The 19,424-nt window shown below is 69.7% G+C and carries 17 protein-coding genes; 14 read left to right on the top strand and 3 right to left on the bottom strand.

Annotation, left to right across the window (positions count from 1 at the left end; genetic code table 11):
- The first annotated feature begins 132 nt into the window (after positions 1-132).
- Together hflX and ACT3UL_RS00220 are read left to right on the top strand one after the other, a co-directional pair.
- Positions 133-1,710 carry a GTPase HflX gene (gene hflX / locus ACT3UL_RS00225; RefSeq protein WP_444575987.1) on the top strand — a complete coding sequence of 526 codons (1,578 nt, stop codon included), beginning with the start codon at positions 133-135 and terminating at the stop codon, positions 1,708-1,710.
- 35 nt (positions 1,711-1,745) lie between these two features.
- The gene (locus ACT3UL_RS00220; RefSeq protein WP_444575986.1) at positions 1,746-3,776 is read left to right on the top strand and encodes an ATP-dependent DNA helicase; all 2,031 of its coding nucleotides are present in this window, start codon (positions 1,746-1,748) and stop codon (positions 3,774-3,776) included.
- Positions 3,777-3,937: 161 nt separating this feature from the next.
- On the opposite strand, the gene lexA is transcribed toward ACT3UL_RS00220, so the two are convergent.
- Positions 3,938-4,633, bottom strand: coding sequence for a transcriptional repressor LexA (gene lexA / locus ACT3UL_RS00215; RefSeq protein ID WP_444575985.1), 696 nt, complete (start codon positions 4,631-4,633; stop codon positions 3,938-3,940).
- Positions 4,634-4,917: 284 nt separating this feature from the next.
- Between lexA and ACT3UL_RS00210 the strand changes: the two genes are divergently transcribed.
- On the top strand, positions 4,918-5,199 hold the full coding sequence (locus ACT3UL_RS00210) for a LysM peptidoglycan-binding domain-containing protein (RefSeq protein ID WP_444575984.1): 282 nt from the start codon (positions 4,918-4,920) through the stop codon (positions 5,197-5,199).
- Positions 5,200-5,227: 28 nt separating this feature from the next.
- On the top strand, positions 5,228-5,686 hold the full coding sequence (nrdR, locus tag ACT3UL_RS00205; protein ID WP_444575983.1) for a transcriptional regulator NrdR: 459 nt from the start codon (positions 5,228-5,230) through the stop codon (positions 5,684-5,686).
- Between the two features lie 191 nt (positions 5,687-5,877).
- Here nrdR and ACT3UL_RS00200 read toward each other — a convergent pair whose 3' ends face one another.
- On the bottom strand, positions 5,878-8,124 hold the full coding sequence (locus tag ACT3UL_RS00200) for a HelD family protein (RefSeq protein WP_444575982.1): 2,247 nt from the start codon (positions 8,122-8,124) through the stop codon (positions 5,878-5,880).
- A gap of 153 nt (positions 8,125-8,277) precedes the next feature.
- On the opposite strand from ACT3UL_RS00200, the gene ACT3UL_RS00195 reads away from it, so the two are divergent.
- Together ACT3UL_RS00195 and ACT3UL_RS00190 are read left to right on the top strand one after the other, a co-directional pair.
- Positions 8,278-9,255 carry a proteasome assembly chaperone family protein gene (locus ACT3UL_RS00195; protein ID WP_444575981.1) on the top strand — a complete coding sequence of 326 codons (978 nt, stop codon included), beginning with the start codon at positions 8,278-8,280 and terminating at the stop codon, positions 9,253-9,255.
- Positions 9,256-9,566: 311 nt separating this feature from the next.
- Positions 9,567-9,770 carry a cold-shock protein gene (locus ACT3UL_RS00190; protein ID WP_193116280.1) on the top strand — a complete coding sequence of 68 codons (204 nt, stop codon included), beginning with the start codon at positions 9,567-9,569 and terminating at the stop codon, positions 9,768-9,770.
- A 106-nt stretch (positions 9,771-9,876) separates the two neighbouring features.
- Here the strand turns inward: ACT3UL_RS00190 and ACT3UL_RS00185 are convergent, their stop codons facing one another.
- Positions 9,877-10,731: a spermidine synthase gene (locus tag ACT3UL_RS00185; RefSeq protein ID WP_444575980.1), complete on the bottom strand. Its 855-nt coding sequence runs from the start codon at positions 10,729-10,731 to the stop codon at positions 9,877-9,879.
- Between the two features lie 202 nt (positions 10,732-10,933).
- On the opposite strand from ACT3UL_RS00185, the gene ACT3UL_RS00180 reads away from it, so the two are divergent.
- From ACT3UL_RS00180 to ACT3UL_RS00145, 8 genes are all read left to right on the top strand, one after another.
- Positions 10,934-11,416 carry an SAV_6107 family HEPN domain-containing protein gene (locus tag ACT3UL_RS00180; protein ID WP_444575979.1) on the top strand — a complete coding sequence of 161 codons (483 nt, stop codon included), beginning with the start codon at positions 10,934-10,936 and terminating at the stop codon, positions 11,414-11,416.
- A gap of 56 nt (positions 11,417-11,472) precedes the next feature.
- Positions 11,473-12,744, top strand: a complete 1,272-nt coding sequence (gene dinB, locus ACT3UL_RS00175; RefSeq protein ID WP_444575978.1) for a DNA polymerase IV — start codon at positions 11,473-11,475, stop codon at positions 12,742-12,744.
- 135 nt (positions 12,745-12,879) lie between these two features.
- Complete coding sequence (locus ACT3UL_RS00170) at positions 12,880-13,287, top strand: DUF3040 domain-containing protein (RefSeq protein WP_444575977.1); 408 nt, start codon at positions 12,880-12,882, stop codon at positions 13,285-13,287.
- 531 nt (positions 13,288-13,818) lie between these two features.
- Positions 13,819-14,250, top strand: a complete 432-nt coding sequence (gene mraZ / locus ACT3UL_RS00165) for a division/cell wall cluster transcriptional repressor MraZ (protein WP_193116275.1) — start codon at positions 13,819-13,821, stop codon at positions 14,248-14,250.
- 198 nt (positions 14,251-14,448) lie between these two features.
- Positions 14,449-15,444, top strand: a complete 996-nt coding sequence (gene rsmH, locus ACT3UL_RS00160) for a 16S rRNA (cytosine(1402)-N(4))-methyltransferase RsmH (protein ID WP_444575976.1) — start codon at positions 14,449-14,451, stop codon at positions 15,442-15,444.
- Position 15,445: 1 nt separating this feature from the next.
- Entirely contained in the window at positions 15,446-15,964 is a 519-nt protein-coding gene (locus ACT3UL_RS00155) for a septum formation initiator family protein (protein ID WP_444575975.1), read from the top strand.
- An 83-nt stretch (positions 15,965-16,047) separates the two neighbouring features.
- Entirely contained in the window at positions 16,048-17,781 is a 1,734-nt protein-coding gene (locus tag ACT3UL_RS00150; protein WP_444575974.1) for a peptidoglycan D,D-transpeptidase FtsI family protein, read from the top strand.
- Between the two features lie 127 nt (positions 17,782-17,908).
- Positions 17,909-19,423 (top strand): UDP-N-acetylmuramoyl-L-alanyl-D-glutamate--2,6-diaminopimelate ligase, encoded by a 1,515-nt coding sequence (locus tag ACT3UL_RS00145; protein WP_444575973.1) that lies wholly within the window; start codon positions 17,909-17,911, stop codon positions 19,421-19,423.
- Position 19,424: the final 1 nt, after the last annotated feature.

Below are 19,424 nucleotides of genomic sequence, written 5' to 3'. Positions count from 1 at the left end.
CGAGGAGCGCTCCCCGTGCGCGCCGGTGCGCAGCGGCTCTCTCCGCTCGCCGCAAAATCCCTCGACCCCGGTCCAGGAGCGTGCGACTCTGGTCAGAACAGTTCGTCCCCCACCTCGAGGAGTTCCCCCACCGTGCCCATCGCCTTCCATCCCGAACCCGACTCCGACACCGACGTCGACGGGACCACCACGGGAGGGACCGGGGCCGCGGCGCACACCGACAGCGCAGGCACCCCGGCCGCCCCGGAGGAGACCACGCCGGCCGATGGCCGACGAGATGCGCTGACCCAGCGGATCCTCTCCCGCAGTGCAGCCTCCGCCGCGTCCACCACCCATGACTCCTCGTCCGACGGGGAGCAGTACGATCTCGCCGACCGTCAGGCGCTGCGCCGCGTCGCCGGGCTCTCCACCGAGCTCGAGGACGTCAGCGAGGTCGAATACCGTCAGCTCCGGCTCGAACGCGTCGTGCTGGCGGGTCTCTACACCTCGGGGAACACCGAGGAGGCGGAGACCAGCCTGCTCGAGCTGGCCGCGCTCGCCGAGACGGCGGGGTCCGAGGTGCTCGACGGCGTGCTGCAGCGTCGTGCCCACCCCGACCCCGCGACCTTCCTGGGCAAGGGCAAGGCGGCCGAGCTGGCCGAGATCGTCGCCACCGCGGGCGCCGACACCGTGATCGCGGACGGCGAGCTCGGCCCTGGTCAGCGCCGCGCGCTCGAGGACATCGTCAAGGTGAAGGTCATCGACCGCACCGCGCTGATCCTGGACATCTTCGCCCAGCACGCCAAGTCCCGCGAGGGCAAGGCGCAGGTCGAGCTCGCGCAGCTCGAGTACCTGATGCCGCGACTGCGCGGCTGGGGCGACTCGATGTCCCGGCAGGCAGGCGGCCAGGTGGGCGGTGCCGGTGCGGGGATGGGCTCGCGCGGCCCCGGCGAGACCAAGATCGAGCTGGATCGTCGCCGGATCCGCGACCGGATGTCCAAGCTGCGTCGGGAGATCAAGGCGATGGCCCCGGGACGCGAGGCCCAGCGGGCCGACCGCCGGCGCAGCCAGGTACCGGCCGTCGCGATCGCCGGCTACACCAACGCCGGCAAATCCTCCCTGCTCAACCGGCTCACCGGGGCCGGGGTCCTCGTGGAGAACGCCCTCTTCGCGACCCTCGACCCGACGGTGCGCCGCTCCACCACCCCGGACGGCCGTGAGTTCACCTTCGCCGACACCGTCGGCTTCGTGCGGCACCTGCCCACGCAGCTGGTGGAGGCCTTCCGCTCGACCCTCGAGGAGGTCGGCGACTCGGATCTGCTGCTGCATGTGGTCGACGCCTCCCATCCGGACCCCGAGGGCCAGATCACGGCTGTCCGGACGGTGCTCGGCGAGGTCGACGGATTCGATGTGCCCGAGATCATCGTGCTCAACAAGGCCGACCTCGCCGGGCCCGAGACGATCGCCCGCCTGCGCAGCCAGGTCGAGGACTCGATCGTGGTCTCGGCACGGACCGGCATGGGCATCGAGGAGCTGCGCGACCTGATCGCCGAGCGACTCCCGCGTCCTGCGGTCGAGGTCGACGTGCTGGTGCCGTACTCGCGCGGTGATCTGGTCGCCCGCGCGCACACCACCGGCGAGGTGCTCTCCGAGGAGCACGTCATGGAGGGCACGAAGCTGCACGCCCGCGTGGATGAGGCGCTTGCCGCAGAGCTGCACGGCGCGGCCTGAAGGGTCATCGGATCAGCCGCGGATACGCTGATCCGATGACCACCGCCACCGATCACGAGGCCGCCCCAGGGGCCGCCGACATCCAGCTGTCGACCCTCATGGAGGCGGCGGTCTCGGCGATCGGTGGCGTTCCGCGTCCCGGCCAGCAGACCATGGCGGAAGCGGTCGACACGGCGATGTCCGGGGGCCGGCATCTTCTGGTCCAGGCCGGTACGGGCACCGGCAAGTCGCTCGCCTACCTGGTTCCCGCGCTGCGGCATGCTCTGGTCAGCGGACGCCCTGTCGTGATCTCCACCGCGACGATCGCCCTGCAGACCCAGATCGTGCGCAAGGACCTGCCGCGCCTGGTCGAGGCGGTCGCCCCGCACCTTCCGCGAACTCCCACCTTCGCCCTGCTCAAGGGACGGGCGAACTACCTCTGCCGGCACAAGATCGATGGCGGCTATCCCGTGGACATCGACCCCGGTGCACTGTTCGCCGAGGCCTCTGCCGACCCGTCGCGCTCGGGCAGCGAACGCCTGGGGGACCAGGTCAAGCGGCTCCGTGAGTGGTCGGAGGAGACCGACAGCGGTGACCGTGATTCTCTGGAGGACCCGGTCTCCGACCGTGCCTGGCGCCAGGTCTCCGTCACCGGCTCCCAGTGCCTGGGTGGGACCTGCCCGATGGTGGAGTCCTGCTTCGCCGAACGCAGCCGCGAGCTCGCCCGCGAGGTGGACATCGTGGTCACCAACCACGCCCTGCTGGCCATCGACGCCTTCGACAGCCACGGCATCATCCCCGAGCACGACGTGGTCGTCTTCGACGAGGCGCATGACCTCTCCGGGCGCGTCACCAGCGCTGTCACCGATGTCCTGAACCCGGGCATGCTGCGGGGCACCGTGCGCGACCTGCGCGGCCTCGGCGTCGCCGGGACGGCACTCGACGATGCCTCCGAGGAGCTGCGGGAGTCCCTCGAGCTCGCCCCGGACGGTCGGGTGATCGGTCCGCTGCCCGACCGTCTCGCCGACGCGATCCAGCAGCTGCGGATCGAGGCCCGCACGGCCCACTCCGATGCCAAGGACGCCGGCGACGATGCGACGACGGGGACGGCCGGAACCCGCAAGACGGTCCGGGCGAATCTGCAGGAGATCATCGACGTCTGCGAACGCCTGGCGTCCCCGGCCGACGACGACGTGGTCTCCGTCTCCCACTCTCAGGCCACGGGGCGCTCGAGCATCCAGGTGGCGCCGTTGAGCGTGGCCGGCGCGATGCGCGGTGCGATCCTCGAGCACCGCACCGCCGTGCTGACCTCCGCGACCCTCGCGCTGGGGAACCGCTTCGAACCGGCCGCCGGCGAGGTGGGGCTGGCCCGGGTGGACCGGATCGGCACCGAGGAGATCCCGGTCGCCGCGGACTCCGGCGCGTGGGCAGGGGTGGACGTCGGCAGCCCCTTCGAATACCGCAGCCAGGGCATCCTCTACACCGCACGGCATCTCCCGCCGCCCGGACGGGAGGGCCCGTCGACGGCGATGCTCGATCACCTCACCGAGCTGGTGGAGGCATCGGGCGGGGGAGCGCTGTGCCTGTTCTCCTCGCGTCGAGGCGCCGAGCTGGCCGCTGAGCACGTGCGTGCGCGCCTGGATCTCACGATCGAGGTCCAGGGCGAGGACTCGATGGCGAACCTGGTGCGCAACTTCCGCCAGGACGAGGACGCCTCGCTGTTCGGGACCCTCACCCTCTGGCAGGGGGTGGACGTCTCCGGGCGGTCGCTGCGTCTGGTCACCATCGACCGGATCCCCTTCCCGCGGCCCGACGACCCCCTGACCGCGGCACGACAGGAGCGGATCAGCCGCAACGGGGGCAACGGCTTCATGTCGATCTCCGCGCAGCACGCGGCGCTGCTGCTGGCCCAGGGGTCAGGCCGGCTGATCCGCTCCCATGAGGATCGAGGGATGGTCGCCGTGCTCGATCCGCGGCTGGCCACCGCGCGCTACGCAGGATTCCTCCGTGACTCCATGCCGCCGCTGTGGCCCACCACGGATCCCGAGGTGGCTCTCGGCGCCCTGCGCCGCCTCGCGGACGACTGAGCAGACCACCGAGCCTGCCGAGCCTGCCGACTCCGCCGAGCCTGCCGACTCCGCCGAGCCTGCCGACTCCGCCGAGTTTGCCGAGTCCGCTGAGCCTGCCGCTCGGGACCCCGGGCGGCAGACGCCAGCGGCGTCGTGCATCGCATGCGGGGCGGCGGCCCTCAGATCGAGCGGAGGACCGCCACGACCTTGCCGAGGATCTCGGCGTGGTCACCCAGGATCGGGGCGAAGGACGGGTTGTGCGGCATGAGCCACACATGGTCATCGCGCTGCACGAAGGTCTTCACGGTCGCCTCGCCGTCGATCATCGCGGCGACGATCTCCCCCTTCTGCGCCTCCTTCTGACTGCGTACCACCACCCAGTCGCCGTCGCAGATCGCGGCGTCGATCATCGAGTCGCCGACCACCTGGAGCAGGAAGAGGTCGCCGTCGCCGACCAGCCGTGAGGGCAGGGTGAAGATGTCCTCGACCTGCTGCTCGGCGGTGATGGGGGCGCCGGCCGCGATCCTGCCCACGAGGGGCACGGAGACCGAGTTCGGGGTGATCTCGGGCGCGGACGGGGCCTCGGGGGTGCCGTCGGCACCGGGCATGACGACCTCCATCGCGCGGGGGCGCTTGGGGTCGCGACGCAGGAAGCCCTTGCGTTCGAGGGCCTGGAGCTGATGGGAGACGGACGACGACGAGGTCAGGCCCACCGCATCCCCGATCTCGCGCATGGTGGGCGGGTAGCCGTGCGCGGCGATCTCGGCGTTGATGGTCTCCAGCACGAGCCGCTGCCGACGCGTGAGCCCTGCCGTCACAGGGTCCTCCACGGCGTCGTCGCGAACCCTGATCTGTTTGGGGGTGCTCGGCGTCATGGTGCGGGCCTCCTGGCTTCGTCTGTCGGACCCCTGCGGTTCCGTTGTCGTGTCACCCAGCCTAGGGCGGCGCGCACGGGATTCCAAACAGGTGTTCGAGGTTCCTCTTGCGTGTCGCGCCGAAGTGGGGCTACAGTCGCACAGACATTCGATCGAACAGGAGTTCGGACATGCGTACGGATATGGCTACGGTTCTTCCCCTCCCGCAGCACCGCCACGAGCGGAATGAGCGTCCTGCTCGATCGGACGTTCGACTCGAGGCGACCCGGCGCGGCCGGATGCTCTTGATCGCCACGGCCTTCCTGCTCGGGCTCGCCGTCGCCGCGGCGGCGCTGCTGGTGTTCGGCATCCCGGCTGCTCTCGCGGGCGATGGGGAGAGCGATGCGGTGACCGTGACGGTCCAGGAGGGCGACACCCTCTGGGGATACGCCGAGGACTACGCTCCCGAGGGCATGAGCGCCCAGGAGTTCGTCGTCGAGGCGCGAGCCCTGAACCAGCTTCCGACAGGACGGGTCTCTGCGGGCCAGGAGCTCGAGCTGCCAGTGCTCGAGGGTGCATCGCGCTGATGTGAGCGCGGGCCGGTATCCTGGCCCGATGCACTGTCCGTTCTGCCGCCACCCCGACTCGCGAGTCGTGGATTCGCGTACCTCCGACGACGGCGCGACGATTCGTCGCCGTCGCCAGTGCCCCAACTGCTCCCGTCGCTTCTCGACCTCGGAGACGGCATCGCTGTCGGTGCACAAGCGCTCCGGGGTCAGCGAGCCCTTCAGCAGGGCGAAGGTGATCTCCGGGGTGCGCAAGGCGTGCCAGGGGAGGCCGGTCACCGATGATCAGCTCGCGATGCTGGCCCAGCGCGTCGAGGAGGACATCCGCTCCAGCGGCCTGGCCGAGATCGATGCACATCAGGTCGGCCTGTCGATCCTGCAGCCGCTCCAGGAGCTGGATCTGGTGGCCTATCTGCGCTTCGCCAGCGTCTACCAGGCCTTCGATTCCCTCGATGACTTCGACGCGGCCATCGTCCGCCTGCGGGCCGAGGCGTCGGCAGCGGGCTGATCCGGCGGAATCATGGACGGATTCCGACATATCTGCCGGATCCTCTGTCGGTTCCGGCACCAGATTCTGTGGATTCTGTGGAGATGGTCCGGGTCCTGCCTCGTCTGTGCATAAGATATCCCTCGTGCGCTCTTGCAGCGCACACCTGATCGGCGGTCGCGGAGGGGAAGCCGCGGCCGCCGATCGCCGTCTCAGGCAGGCGTGATACCTGCCGGGAGCGCCCGCGAGTGGACCACGCCGAGATGGTGGGTCGTGCGGGTCATCGCGACGTAGAGGTCGCCGGCACCATGGGCTTCGATCAGCTCCATCGGTTCGACGATGACCACGCCGTCGAACTCCAGCCCCTTGGCCTCCTGTGCAGTCATCACCGCGATCTCATCGTCGACGCCCGAGGATCCTTCGCCCACTCGCGGCAGTCCGCGGCGAGTGCTCAGCTCGGTGAAGACGTCGGGCACCCGTTCCGCCGCCGCGATGACCGCGAGGCGTCCGATGCCCTCTGTGTGCACGGCCTGGACCGCATCGGCGGCGGTCCGCGCCAGATCCGCCTGGTCGCTGCGCTGGATCACGGGATCGCGGTCCCCGTCGCGCACCGAGCTGACGTCGGTGACGGGCAGGTTCTGGGCATGCGCCATCGCCATCGCGCGATCCATGATGCGGCTCGGCGTGCGGTAGTTGACGGTCAGGTGCTCGACCTGCAGCCGATCCTGGATGTACGGACTGAGGGCTTCGTCCCACGACGTCGTCCCTCCTGCGGAGGAGGTCTGCGCGACGTCTCCCACCACCGTGAAGGACTTGGTGGGTGCCCGCCGCATCAGGGCGCGCCAGCTCATGGGTGAGTGCTCCTGGGCCTCGTCGACGACGACATGGCCGTAGGTCCAGCTGCGTTCGGCCGATGCCCGCTCGGCGAGTGTGCGGCCATCACGGACCCGGTTGACCTGATCGGCCAGGTCCTCGGCACGCACGATCCCGGAGCTGTCGATGTTCTCGATGACCTTGCGGGCGTAGTCGACGTCCGCCTCGCGCTGCGTGGCGGCGTCGCGGGCGCGTGCTTCGGCAGGTGCGGAGTCCTCGCCGAGGAGCTCGGCGACCTCGTCGAGCAGCGGGATGTCCTGGACGGTCCAGGGCGCGTCCTTGGGCCGTGCCAGGATCTCGATGCGGTCGGCGAGCGAGGGCGGGGCGGCCGCGCGCAGGCGGTCCGGCCGGGAGAGCAGGATCCGCAGGAATCCCTGCGGGGTGTAGGGGAGCCAGGCCAGGTTGAGCTGCCTCTTGACCTCGGAGTCGTTGCGGAGGTCCGACAGCAGATCGGGCCTGTCCTCGGGGACCACGGTGTGGCCGCCGGCGGCCAGCGCCTTCTCGTACGACTCGGCGAGGCGGTCCATCGCCACACGGACGAAGACGGCGCGAGCCGTGTTGTGCGGCTTGTGGGATGCGCGGGCTTCACGGCGGGCAGCGCGCAGCGCACTCCGGGTCAGGGTGATCGGTGTGCCGTCGATGCGCAGTCGGATATCGGAGTCCGGCACGATCTGGCGCTGCCGGATCGCCCGGTCGAGGAGCTCGGCCATGGCGATGTCGCCCTTGAGGGCGGCGATCTGATCCTCGTCGTGGAGGAACGTCTCGATGCCCGGGTACAGCTCGCCGGGAGTGAGCATCACGACGCCGGACTCCCCGAGGCTCGGCAGCACCCGTTCGATATAGCGCAGGAACCCGGGGGTCGGCGCCATGATCAGCACGCCGGTGTGCTCGAGCCGACGACGATGGGTGTACAGCAGGTAGGCGGCACGGTGCAGGGCGACCGCTGTCTTCCCGGTGCCGGGCCCGCCCTGGACCACGAGCACGCCGCGGTTCTCGGAGCGGATGATGCGGTCCTGCTCGGACTGGATCGTGGCGACGATGTCGCCCATCCGTCCGGTGCGGTGACCGGAGACGGCGGCGAGCAGAGCGCCCTCGCCCTGGAGCACGACATCGTGGTCGGGATCCTCGAGCACGGACTGGTCCAGGACGTCGTCCTCCAGGCCGTTGATGGTGCGTCCGCGGCTGATCAGGTGTCGCCGCAGGCGCACGTCCTGCCGGTCGGTGCTGGTGGCCTGGTAGAAAGCGGCCGCAGCGGGGGCGCGCCAATCGACGAGGAGCTGCTCACGCTCGGCGGTGAACAGTCCGATGCGGCCGATGTAGTGGCGTGCCGCATCGTCCATGTCGAGACGTCCGAACACCACGGCACGGGCGACGGATCGCAGCAGCGCCAGCCGATCCTCGTACAGCGCCATGAACGAGTCCCGCTCGGACCGGTTCTGATGCGTCGAGGCGTGCTGGGAGGCCTGCATCTGTTCGAGATTGTGCTCGACCTGCCCGATCAGCACGTCCAGTCGTGCGTAGAGACGATCGGCATAGGCCTGTTCGTGCGCGATCTCCCGATCGATCTGTCCCTCAGCATCGTCCACGGATCTGCCCCCTCTGACGGTGAATCCTTCCGCCGCACCTCACGGGACGGACCCAGGGTCGGCGGAGCACAGTGGTCCATTATGGTGGACAGGCCTTGATGTGCGTGCCATCCGGCACGTGACATCCAACCGGCCGCGAGGGAGGAGACGCTGATGCGCGACCCGCGTGACCTGTACCGTTTCGAGTCTGCGGATGTGCTGGCGGAGGTGCCGCGGACCGGTCTGACCCTGGTCCATGCCCTGCCGGGTCTGGTGGACGCCGGCAACGCGTGCCGGATCGCCTCCACCTACCTGCGCGACGAGCTCCGCCATCTCCGGCTGGTCTCGTTCGACATGGACGAGCTGCTGGATTACCGAGGGTCTCGCCCTCAAGCCGTGTTCGACGGGACCTCCTACACGAGCGTCGACATCCCGGAGCTCACGCTGTCCCTCATGTACGACGAGGCGGATCGCCCCTTCCTCTTCCTCGACGGGCCGGAGCCGGACCTCCAATGGCGTCGTCTCGCCGAGGCGCTGACGGACCTGGTCGAATTCTTCGACGTCGAACGTGTCGTGGGCATGCAGGCGGTGCCCATGGCGGTGCCCCACACCCGGCCGATCGGCCTCTTCGCGCATGCCAACGACCCGTCCCTCCTGGGACGGCCCTCGACCCGCCCGACCCCGGCGCCCGGCACGATGCTCGGGGCCGATGAGGACGACTCCCCGGAGATCCTCATCCCGGCGGCCTTCGGTGCGCTGCTCGAGCTCCAGCTCGGCCGTGCCGATCATGCGGCCATGGGGTACGCCGCCCAGATCCCGCACTACCTCACCCGCACCGACTTCCCGGCCGGAGCGCTCGCACTGCTACGACGGGTGAGCGATGCCGCGGGCCTCGATCTGCCCCTCGTGCATCTCGGCGACCTGACGGATGCCGCGACGGTCGCCCTGCAGGGGACCCTCGAGCAGAACTCCGAGGTGCGCCAGATCGTCACCGCGCTCGAGGAGCAGTACGACTCGATGAGCGAGGGTGCTGATCAGTCCCCGCTCTCGACCACGATGGATCTGCCGACGGCTGATGAGCTCGGGGAGCACTTCGAGCGCTTCCTGGCGGACCATGACGGAGAGAGCCCGGACGAGCCCCGTTCCGCGTGAGGCCTCGGCCGGCACCCGTAGTCCGGTGCACGGCCGCATATCCCGGTGCAGGACCGTGTTTCCGGTCCTGGAGCCGGAAGTCGTTACCTCTTCGTGACCGTTCGGTCGACTTCGCAGTGTGAACGGGGACACTGCCGTGGCAGAATGGCGGCGTTACGGAGATGCAGGTTCCGCAGGACAGTCCGTCGAAGGTGCTTCGGCACAGCAGTACGGCTTGCACCTGACGTCCTCCGCTTCGGCGGCGGGCGGTTTCCCGTGGCACCGCGATCGCGTACCGCGATCGTTGATGGACGACACAGAAGGTGACAGGTATGGCACAGGGCTCGGTCAAGTGGTTCAACGCCGAAAAGGGCTTCGGATTCATCGAGATCGACGGAGGCGGCGCTGACGTCTTCGTGCATCACAGCAAGATCGACATGGACGGCTACCGCGCGCTCGACGAGGGTCAGCGTGTGGAGTTCGAGGTCAGCCAGGGGGACAAGGGCCCGCAGGCCGAGCAGGTTCGCCCGGTCTGATCAACGGCAACCCCGTTAATCTCACGGACCGGCCAGGAGCACATGCTCCTGGCCGGTCCGTCGTTGTCGGGACATCTCTTCGTCGTCGGGTCTGCGGGAGTCGTCGTCAGGCCTGGCCCAGCACCCGGCCGGCCCGTGCGAGTGCCTGGACCTGCGAGGGCTGTGCCAGCCGCACCGACACCGCATCCGAGCGCAGATCACGGTCGATCCCCTCGGGCAGCGGACGGTTCGAGGCCAGGAGCACACAGTTCCCGCGGCGTTTGCCGGAGAGGTGCGCCGGTTCGGCGATGAGGCCGACGTGGGGGAAGACGGCGCTGAGGGTCGCGACCTCATCCGCCATGAGCCCGGTTCCCGGTGGAGCGGCGCAGTTGGCCAGATAGAGCCCACCGTCGCGCAGCACGCGGGCGGCGTGCTGCGCCGCGTGGACGGTGATGAGGGGTTCCGGCGTCGTCGCGCCGGAGAAGACGTCACGCACCAGCACGTCGAACCGGTCCTCCCTCCACGCCGCCATCGCACTGAGGGCATCGTCGATCCGGAGTCGGAGCTGAGGCGAGCGGGGCAGGTCGAACCAGTCCCGGACCTGGTTCGCGAGGAGTTCGTCGAGCTCGACGACGATCTGCTTGGACCGTGGATGCCGCGCGGCGATCGCCCGGGGCAGGGAGCAGCCGCCTCCGCCGAGGTGGGCGAGCTGCGGGGCGGAGCCGCTGCCGAGTTCCGACGGGCCGTTCCTGCCCGAGCCGAGGTGCTGGTCGATCGCGATGAGCATCCACCGCATGTACTCGAACACCAGGTGCTCGGGATCGGGATGAAGATGCGAGGACGGCACCCCGTTGACGTCGAGCAGCACGGAGCCGTCGTTCTCGACGGTGAGCCGGGCCGTCCCGGTGGAGATGGGGATGGCGGTGTCGAGCGGGCCGAGGTGCTCGAAAGGGGCGTGGCGCACACGCTCGCGACGGGACATCGTCCCACTGTAGGAGACCGGCAGCCGTACCCCGGGTGCACGCGCCGAGGTGGGGCGGACCTCGTTCCTCCCCACTGCCCGTTCATCCACCGCAGCTGCCTCGGCGCCCCGTCTGTCGGACCCCCTGCATACGGTTCGAGGACGAAGCGGATGGCGAGGAACCCGAGCATCCGCACCGCCACGGTATGGAGAGGAGGCAGAGATGGCTACGACCGCATCGAGGACCCGGGGGAGCGCTCCGGTCCTCTCCGCCGATGCCCGCGCCGTCAGGCTGCGCCTCGCGCACCTCGATCAGGACCAGGCCGATCTGGAGCGCGCCCGGGATCTTCTCCAGCAGGGGGAGGCCGCGGTCGCCACTGACCCCCGTGAGGCCTTCGAGCTCGTCCACCGTGCGGCGCTGCGCGGTGCCGGGATCATCGTCGCGCGCGCCAATCGTGACCGCCGCCGCCGGCTCCCGCTGAACGTGTGGACGGCGATGGAACGCATCGGCGGCGAGGACGCGGAGCGGGCGACCGATCTCGCCCCACTGGTGGCGGAGCGGTCCCGCCTGGATCGAGATCCTTCGGCTGTCCCGGATCCTGTTCTGCTGCAGGCGCATGTCGAGCAGACCGCACGGCATCTGCGGAGCGTCTCGGAGCGGCTGGTCTCGGATCTGCCGTCGCACGTCACGGCATTGGCGGGGTGACGACGCCCCGCTCGCTCACGGGCGCCGAGTACAGTGCCGTCACGAAGGAGGTGCCGATGGCAGCGCAGGACGGTGTCGGACCGACCGTGGAGATCCCGGGAATCCTCCATCTGGATATGGACGCCTTCTTCGCGTCCGTCGAGATCCGTGACAATCCCGAGCTCAGGGGCCTCCCCGTCGTCGTCGGCGGAGCGGGGGCGCGCGGAGTGGTCGCGGCGGCCAGCTACCCGGCCCGGACCCGCGGGATCCGCTCGGCGATGCCGATGGCGAGTGCGCGCCGGCTCGCCCCGGATCTTGTGATCGTCCCGCCGCGCATCTCCCGTTACCAGGAAGCCTCTGCGCTGGTGATGGAGCTGCTGAGTTCCGTCGTCGCCGATATCGAGCAGATCAGCATCGATGAGGCTTTCCTCGACGTGCGCGGAGCGCGCCGTCTCTTCGGCGGACCGGACCAGATCGCCACCCTGCTGCGCACCCGTATCCGAGACGAGCTCGGCCTGCCCAGCTCCGTCGGCGGCTCGGTCTCGCGCGCGGTCGCGAAGATCGCCTCGGCACGGGCGAAGCCCGACGGCCAGCTGATCATCCCGGCGGAGCGGACGGCGGAGTTCCTCGCCCCGCTGCCGGTCTCGGCGGTCTCGGGGATCGGCCCGAAGGCGGTCGCCTCCCTGGAACGGATCGGCGTACGGACCATCGGCCAGATACAGGAGATCCCGCCACCCACCCTGGCGCGGGCGCTCGGCACCCGCGCACCCGAGATCATCCGGTTGGCTGCGGGCAGCGACCGCACCGGGCTGGGCCATCGGGTCCGGGACAAATCATTGGGCACCGAGCGCACCTGGGACGAGGACCTCACCGACGCGGACGAGGTCAGGCGTCGCATCACCTCGATGGCGGATGACGTCGCCCGCCAGCTCCGTCGCAGCGATGCCGTGGCCCGCACGGTCGTCCTCAAGCTGCGCAGTCCCGACGGGACGACGATCACGCGTTCCTCGACCCTCGACCAGCCGACGTCCAGCGGGGAGCGTCTGCGCGAGCAGGTCGTCGCCCTGTGGGACAAGGAGCGGCACCGGCTCCGGCGGATCCGTCTGGCCGGTGTGAGAGTCACGCATCTGGAGCCGGAATCGGGCTCCGCGATCCAGCAGGAGCTGACCAGCCGGTCCGCTCTCTGGAAGGAGCTGGAGACGGCGATGGACCGGGCCACGGACCGATTCGGGACGGCCAGCCTGAGCAGGGGATCGACCGTGGGACCAGCCACCGACGGGGCGCAGCGCACGGCGACATCCCACGATCCGGAGGGCGTTCGGGACCCCCGCGGGGGCCTCGGCGTGTGATGCAGTGCCCCGAGTGTTCCCATTACCCAGGAACTGGCTCTAAACTGGATCAATCGCCGATGAGGGCACCGGAACCTGATCGGCAGATGGGGCGCCGAACGGGGCGCGTGAGGACCGGGGACAAGGAGCGGGACCATGCCGCTGTCTGAACATGAGCAGAAGATGCTCGACGAGATGGAGCGCCAGCTCTTCGCTGACGACCCACGTCTCGCGCGGGCTTTTGCGCCGACGAAGAATTCGCGAAGGAGCGCGCGCCGGATCGCCATCGGCCTCGGTGCGGTCATCCTCGGCCTCGGAGTCCTGGTGCTGGCCGTCTCGCTGCCGGCGATCTGGCTCGGAGTGATCGCCTTCCTGGGGATGCTCGCCGGTGCCATCTACGCCGTGACCACGCCGAGCACGACCTCCCAGGAGGGCAAGCAGGAGCCTGGCGGCGGGGGAGGCGGCCAGGGCCCCGCCACGCCGCACGGCGGTCATGGCGGCTCCTTCATGGGCAAGCTCGAGCAGCGCTGGGAGAAGCGCTCCGGAGACGACCCCCGTCGCTGACGACAGACTGAAGCACTGAAGCACTGAAGCACTGAAGCCCCGGCTCCTCGAGCCGGGGCTTCTTCATGCCCGAGTGCCTTCGGCAGGGCGTCCGGCCCTCCTCCGCGCAGGGCGCTGACCGGATGGTTCGTCGACGACCTCGTGAGTCCGGCCCCTGGTCGACGCTGCATCAAGGGCCCGTCCCGGCCCATTCCCCACTTCGCCCCACCATGGTCCTCCCTTTCCCTCCACCGGGCGTGCGCAGCGGCTGCCGAGAGCGAGTCGGACTCCCTGACCTGCAGTTCTGCGGAACCGTCGCGCCGGATCGGTGTAGGTCTGCTCTCGCCGATCGGCGCAGCGGGCCGGAATCGACGCGCCGTGAGCGAATTTCCCCCCACCTCACCCCACCGGTTTGACCTGCGGTGATGTGGCGCAATCGGAGGTATTCGACCTCAAACGGGACCCAGTGTGGGGAGTAGTGGGGTAAAGTGGAGCGTGTTGGGAGGAGATGGGGTTCGGTTCTCGAGTCGCGGTAGGTAGAGGAGGCGCTGGATGTTCCTCGGCACCTTTACGCCCAAGCTCGATGACAAGGGGCGCCTGATCTTCCCGGCCAAGTTCCGCGACGAGCTCGCTTCGGGACTGGTCATGACTCGAGGGCAGGAGCACTGCATCGCCGTGTATCCGCTCGCCGAGTTCCGCCAGAAGCTCGAGGAGGCCCGTCGGGCGCCCACCACCGATCAGCGGACTCGTGACTACCTGCGAGTGCTGCTGTCCGGAGCGGAGGACGTCATCCCGGACAAGCAGGGCCGCATCACCATTCCGGGCCACCTCCGCGGCTACGCGGATCTGGACCGGGAGTGCGCCGTCATCGGTGCACTCGACCGACTCGAGATCTGGTCGCTCCCGGCGTGGGAGACCTATCTCGAACAGAAGGAAGAAGGATTCGCCGAGACCTCCGAGGAGGTGGTTCCCGGCTTGTTCTGAGTTCGACTCGACGGACATCCGTCCTGTGAGACCTCTCGTCGTTCCCGCCCCGATGCAACTTCCCCGGTGGCGGGTCGGGAACGACGGGGAATCTGACAGGACGGCACGGCGACCAGGATGCGGAGTCGATCGACAGGAAGGATCCTCACGGATCCGGCCACAGCACATCGCACGAACAGCACGAAGGGGAGAGGTGACATGGACGAGACGCAGCACGACCTGCCGGCGGAAGAGCGGCACGTCCCCGTCCTGCTGGCCACGTCGGTCGAGCTCCTCGTCCCCGCCCTCCAGGAACCTGGTGCGGTCTACGTCGATGCGACGCTCGGCATGGCGGGCCACGCCACCGCCGTCCTCCATGCCGCACCCCATGCGCGACTGGTCGGCATCGATCGTGACCCCGAGGCCCTCGAACTCGCGCGCACCCGGTTGGACCGCGAGGGAGTCGGGGACCGAGCCACCCTGGTCCACGCCACGTATGACGAGATCCCCGAGGTCCTCGAGGAGCTCGGGCTCCCCGGAGCGCACGGCGTGATGATGGATCTGGGGCTGTCGAGCTTCCAGATCGACACCACAGATCGCGGCTTCTCGTACTCGGTCGATGCCCCTCTGGACATGCGGATGGACACGGCCTCGAACGGTCCGACGGCCGCAGATCTGCTGCGAGACCTGCCCGAGACGGAGATCGCTCGCATCCTCCACGAGCTCGGCGACGAGCGCTTCTCCCGTCGGATCGCACGTCGGATCGTCGAGCAGCGTCAGACTGCACCGTTGACACGCAGCGGCGAGCTCGTCGAGCTCCTGGACCGCGCCATCCCCGGATCGTCGAAGGCCAGCGGCGGGCATCCCGCCAAGCGCACCTTCCAGGCGCTGCGGATCGCCGTCAACGAGGAGCTCGAGATCCTCGCCTCGGCGATCGAATCCGCGCTGGACTGCCTGCACGTGGGTGGCCGCATCGTGGTGGAGTCCTACCACTCGGGCGAGGACCGCCTGGTCAAGACTGCTTTCGCACGACGCACCCGGTCCTCCGCCCCTCCTGGGCTGCCGGTGGAGCTCGAGGAGCACAAGCCTTCCTTCGCCCCCGTGATCCGCGGCGCCCTGCAGGCCGACGAGGCCGAACGGGGAAGCAACTCCCGGGCAGCGTCCGTCCGCCTGCGCGCCCTGACCCGTATCCGATCCGCCGAGAGAGCTCACTGACATGGCCAGCACTTCAGCCGTTCACGCCCCCGCGGTCCGTCCTGTCCGGGGCCCGCGGAGCACCTCCGCAGCGCGCCCCCGTCTCGCCATCGTCGCGGCGCCGAAGACGGCCGGCAGCTCGATGCCGTTCACGATCCTGTGCACCCTGATCGTCGCGGCCACCCTGGCGGCGCTGCTCTACATGAACATCCAGATGTCGGATACCAGCTACGAGATCACGCGTCTCCAGAGCCAGTCCCAGCGGCTCACGGAGGAGAAGCAGTCGCTCACCGAGACCGATGAGCGACTGGGCACGCCCCAGGAGCTCGAGCGTCAGGCCCGCGAGCTCGGCATGGTCCCGGTCACGGATCCGGCATATATCGACCTCGACACGGGCAAGATCATCGGCGAGACGTCCCCGGCGGCGCAGACTGAGGTGAACCCGGAGCTGGCGAAGGTGGCCCCAGAGGCCGCCGTGCCGCCGGCTGAGATCTACGACAAGCCCACGACCTATCACGGCATGGGCAACGAGGGAGTCTGACCATGGCGCGGTCACGCTCGTCCCGTCGGACGCGTCCGACGCAGACCACCGGCCGCCCGCGCGGCCGTGCCGGAGCCGCCCGCATGCCGCAGAGCCGGCTCGGCGCACCGGCCGTCCGCCACCGCCTGCTGATCTGCATGATCATGGTGGCGGTGCTGTTGATCTCCGGGCGGCTCATCTGGGTCCAGGGGCTCGATGCGAGCGCACGGGCCCAGGAAGCGATCGACCAGCGCACCGTCACGCGCACCATCCCGGCGCTGCGCGGGGACATCCTGGACCGCAACGGCACCACGATGGCGAGCTCGGTCGAGCGCTACGACCTGTGGGTCAACCAGCTGCAGGTCGACGAATACCTCAAGGGGTCCAAGGACGCCGAGGTCAAGGGGATCGACGCCGCGGCCCAGGAGCTCGCTCCCGTGCTGGGCTGGTCCGTCAAGGACACGAAGGCGAAGCTGACCGGTGAGCGCGGATTCATGTATCTGCAGAAGAACGTGGACCCCAAGGTGCGCGACGCGATCATCTCCCTGAAGATCCCGGGCATCGGCGCCGACCGGGTCGCCGACCGGATCTATCCGGCCGGTTCCGTCGGTGGGAACATCCTCGGCTTCGTGGGGGCCGACGGCGCCGCGCTGGCCGGCACCGAATACTCCTTCGACGACGAGCTCAGCGGCACGGACGGCAAGACCAGCTACGAGCGCGGCGCCGGTGGCCAGATCATCCCGACCGGCACGCAGCAGACCACACCCGCCGTCGACGGCAACGACCTCGTGCTGACCATCGATCGTGACCTGCAGTGGAAGGCGCAGCAGATCGTGGCGGGCGCCGTCGACAAATGGGGAGCGACCGGTGGCAGCGCGGTGGCGATGAACGCCCGCACCGGCGAGGTGCTGGCGATGGCCGAATACCCGTCGTACGACCCCAACAATCCCACGACCGACGACGGCCAGTACCTGGGCAACCGCTCGATCTCCAACGTCTTCGAGCCCGGCTCGACCGGCAAGCTGTTCACCCTCGCCACAGCCCTCGAGGAGGGCACCGCGACCCCCGAGTCGCAGTACAAGGTCCCCTCCGAGATGTACTTCGACGGCGAACGGATCAAGGACTCCCACCATCATCCCGAGCAGAAGCTGACCTTCGCCGGGGTGCTGAAGAACAGCTCCAACGTCGGCACCGTGCAGATCTCCGAGAAGCTCGACCCCCAGGTGCGCTACGACTACCTGCGGGCCTTCGGTCTGGGGGAGACCACAGGCGTGCAGCTGCCGGCCGAATCCGCCGGCGTCGTGCACCCCCCGGAGGACTGGACCGGACGCACGAGGTACACGACCGCGTTCGGGCAGGGCTACAGCGTCAACGCCCTCCAGATGGTCTCCGCCGTGGGCACCTTCGCCAACGACGGGGTGCGGGTGAACCCCTCGCTCGTCTCCGGGGTGCGTCAGGACGATGGATCCGTGCGTCCGCTCGGCCAGCCCGACAGCACTCGGGTGATCTCCTCCGACACCGCGGCCACGATGCGTGGCCTGATGGACAACGACATCGTGGACGGCGAGGACAACGCCTCGGTGACGGGCTATGCGACGGCGGGCAAGACCGGCACGGCGCAGGTCGCCGACGGCACCTACACCGCCTCGTTCATCGGCTTCGCCCCGGCGGACGATCCGGAGATCGTGGTCGGCGTGTTCGTGTTCGGCCTGGACACGTTCATCTCGGGCAACAAGGCCGCCGCCCCGGCGTTCTCCGAGCTGATGACCTTCACCCTGCAGAACCAGGGCATCCCCCCGACCGGCGTTCCCGGTCGCGAGTACGAGAACGAGTGGTGAGCCCCCGGTGACCGATCCTCACGATCCCGCAGCACGAGGCCGTGCAGCCCAGCTGCCTGCAGTTCGAGAGCCTGCCGCCCAGGACTCCGCCGGTGCGGAGCCGCCTCGCCCTCGTCGAGCCCACGGGGTGAGCGCGGCGGAGCTCGCCGCGTCCCTCGGGGCCACCGCGCCGGAGGGCGAGCTGCTCCTGACCGGGGTCACGCTGGACTCCCGCAGCGCTCGGGACGGCGACCTCTGGTGCGCCCTTCCCGGTGCGAACGCGCATGGGGCCGACTTCGCGGGCCAGGCCCGGGAGCGGGGTGCCGTGCTCGCCCTGACCGATGAGGCGGGCGCTCAGCGCTGCGAGGACGCCGGGCTCCCCGCCCTCGTCGTCGACGACCCTCGTGCCGCCACAGCCGCCGCCGCCGCGATCGTGCAGGGGCGACCCGCCACGCACCTCCGGACCATCGGCGTGACCGGCACCAACGGGAAGACCTCGGTCACCACGGTCCTCACCCGCGTGCTCGACGAGCTCCAGGTGCCCGCCGGGGTCATCGGCACCAGCGGCACCGCCTATCGCGATGCATCCGGCGACGACCATCGCATCGCGACGGTCCGCACCACGCCGGAGGCCCCCGAGCTCCACGGGATCCTCGCCCGCATGCTCGAGGACGAGGTCCAGGTGGCCTCGATGGAGGTCTCCAGCCACGCCCTCGTGCTCCACCGCGCCGACGAGGTCGTCTTCGACGTCGCCTGCTTCACCAACCTCAGCCAGGACCACCTCGACTTCCACGGCACCATGGAGGCGTACTACGAGGCCAAACGGATCCTGTTCACCCCCGAGCACTCCGCGCGCGGCATCGTGTGCGTCGACGACGAATGGGGCCGGCGCCTCGCCCGCGAGGCGAACGTCCCGGTGACGACCTACGCCACGGACCCCGGGGTCGAGGCGGACCACACCGCCCGCGACATCCGTGCCGAGGGCTTCGGCAGCACCTTCACGGTCGACGGTCCGGACGGTCCCCGCGCTCTGCGGGCCGCGCTGCCCGGGCGCCACTACGTCGCCAACACGCTCGCCGCCGAGCTGCTCCTGGCCGCGATCGGGATCTCCGGTCCCGAGACGACGGCGGCGCTCGGCGAGGCCGGCGCCGTCCCCGGGCGCATGGAGCTCGTGGCCTCGGAGCCGATCCGCGGCGTCGTCGACTTCTCCCACACCGCGGCCGCCCTCGAACAGGCCCTGATCACCCTGAGCGCCGTCCCGGGGACCCGCCGCCTGATCGTCGTCATGGGAGCGGGTGGAGATCGGGACCGCGGCAAGCGGCCCGCCATGGGGGAGGTCGCTGCGCGCCTCGCGGACGTGGTGATCGTCACGGACGACAACCCGCGCTCCGAGGACCCTGCCGAGATCCGACGCGCCGTGCTCAGCGGCATCCCGGAGAGCACGAACGCGCAGGTCCACGACGTGGACGGGAGGCGTGCGGCCATCGAGCTCGCCGCGGAACTGGCCGACGTGTCCGACACCATCCTCGTGGCCGGCAAGGGCGCCGAGACCGGACAGCAGATCAGCGGTATCGTCCATCCGTTCGATGACCGCCTCCGACTGCGCTCCGCGCTGGCCGGGACCGGGACCATGTGCGCCGACGACACGGACGGAGAACGCTGAC

This window comes from Brachybacterium sp. 107, assembly GCF_052379725.1.
Taxonomy (GTDB): Bacteria; Actinomycetota; Actinomycetes; order Actinomycetales; family Dermabacteraceae; genus Brachybacterium.
This window is presented reverse-complemented; position numbering and strand designations above follow the sequence as displayed.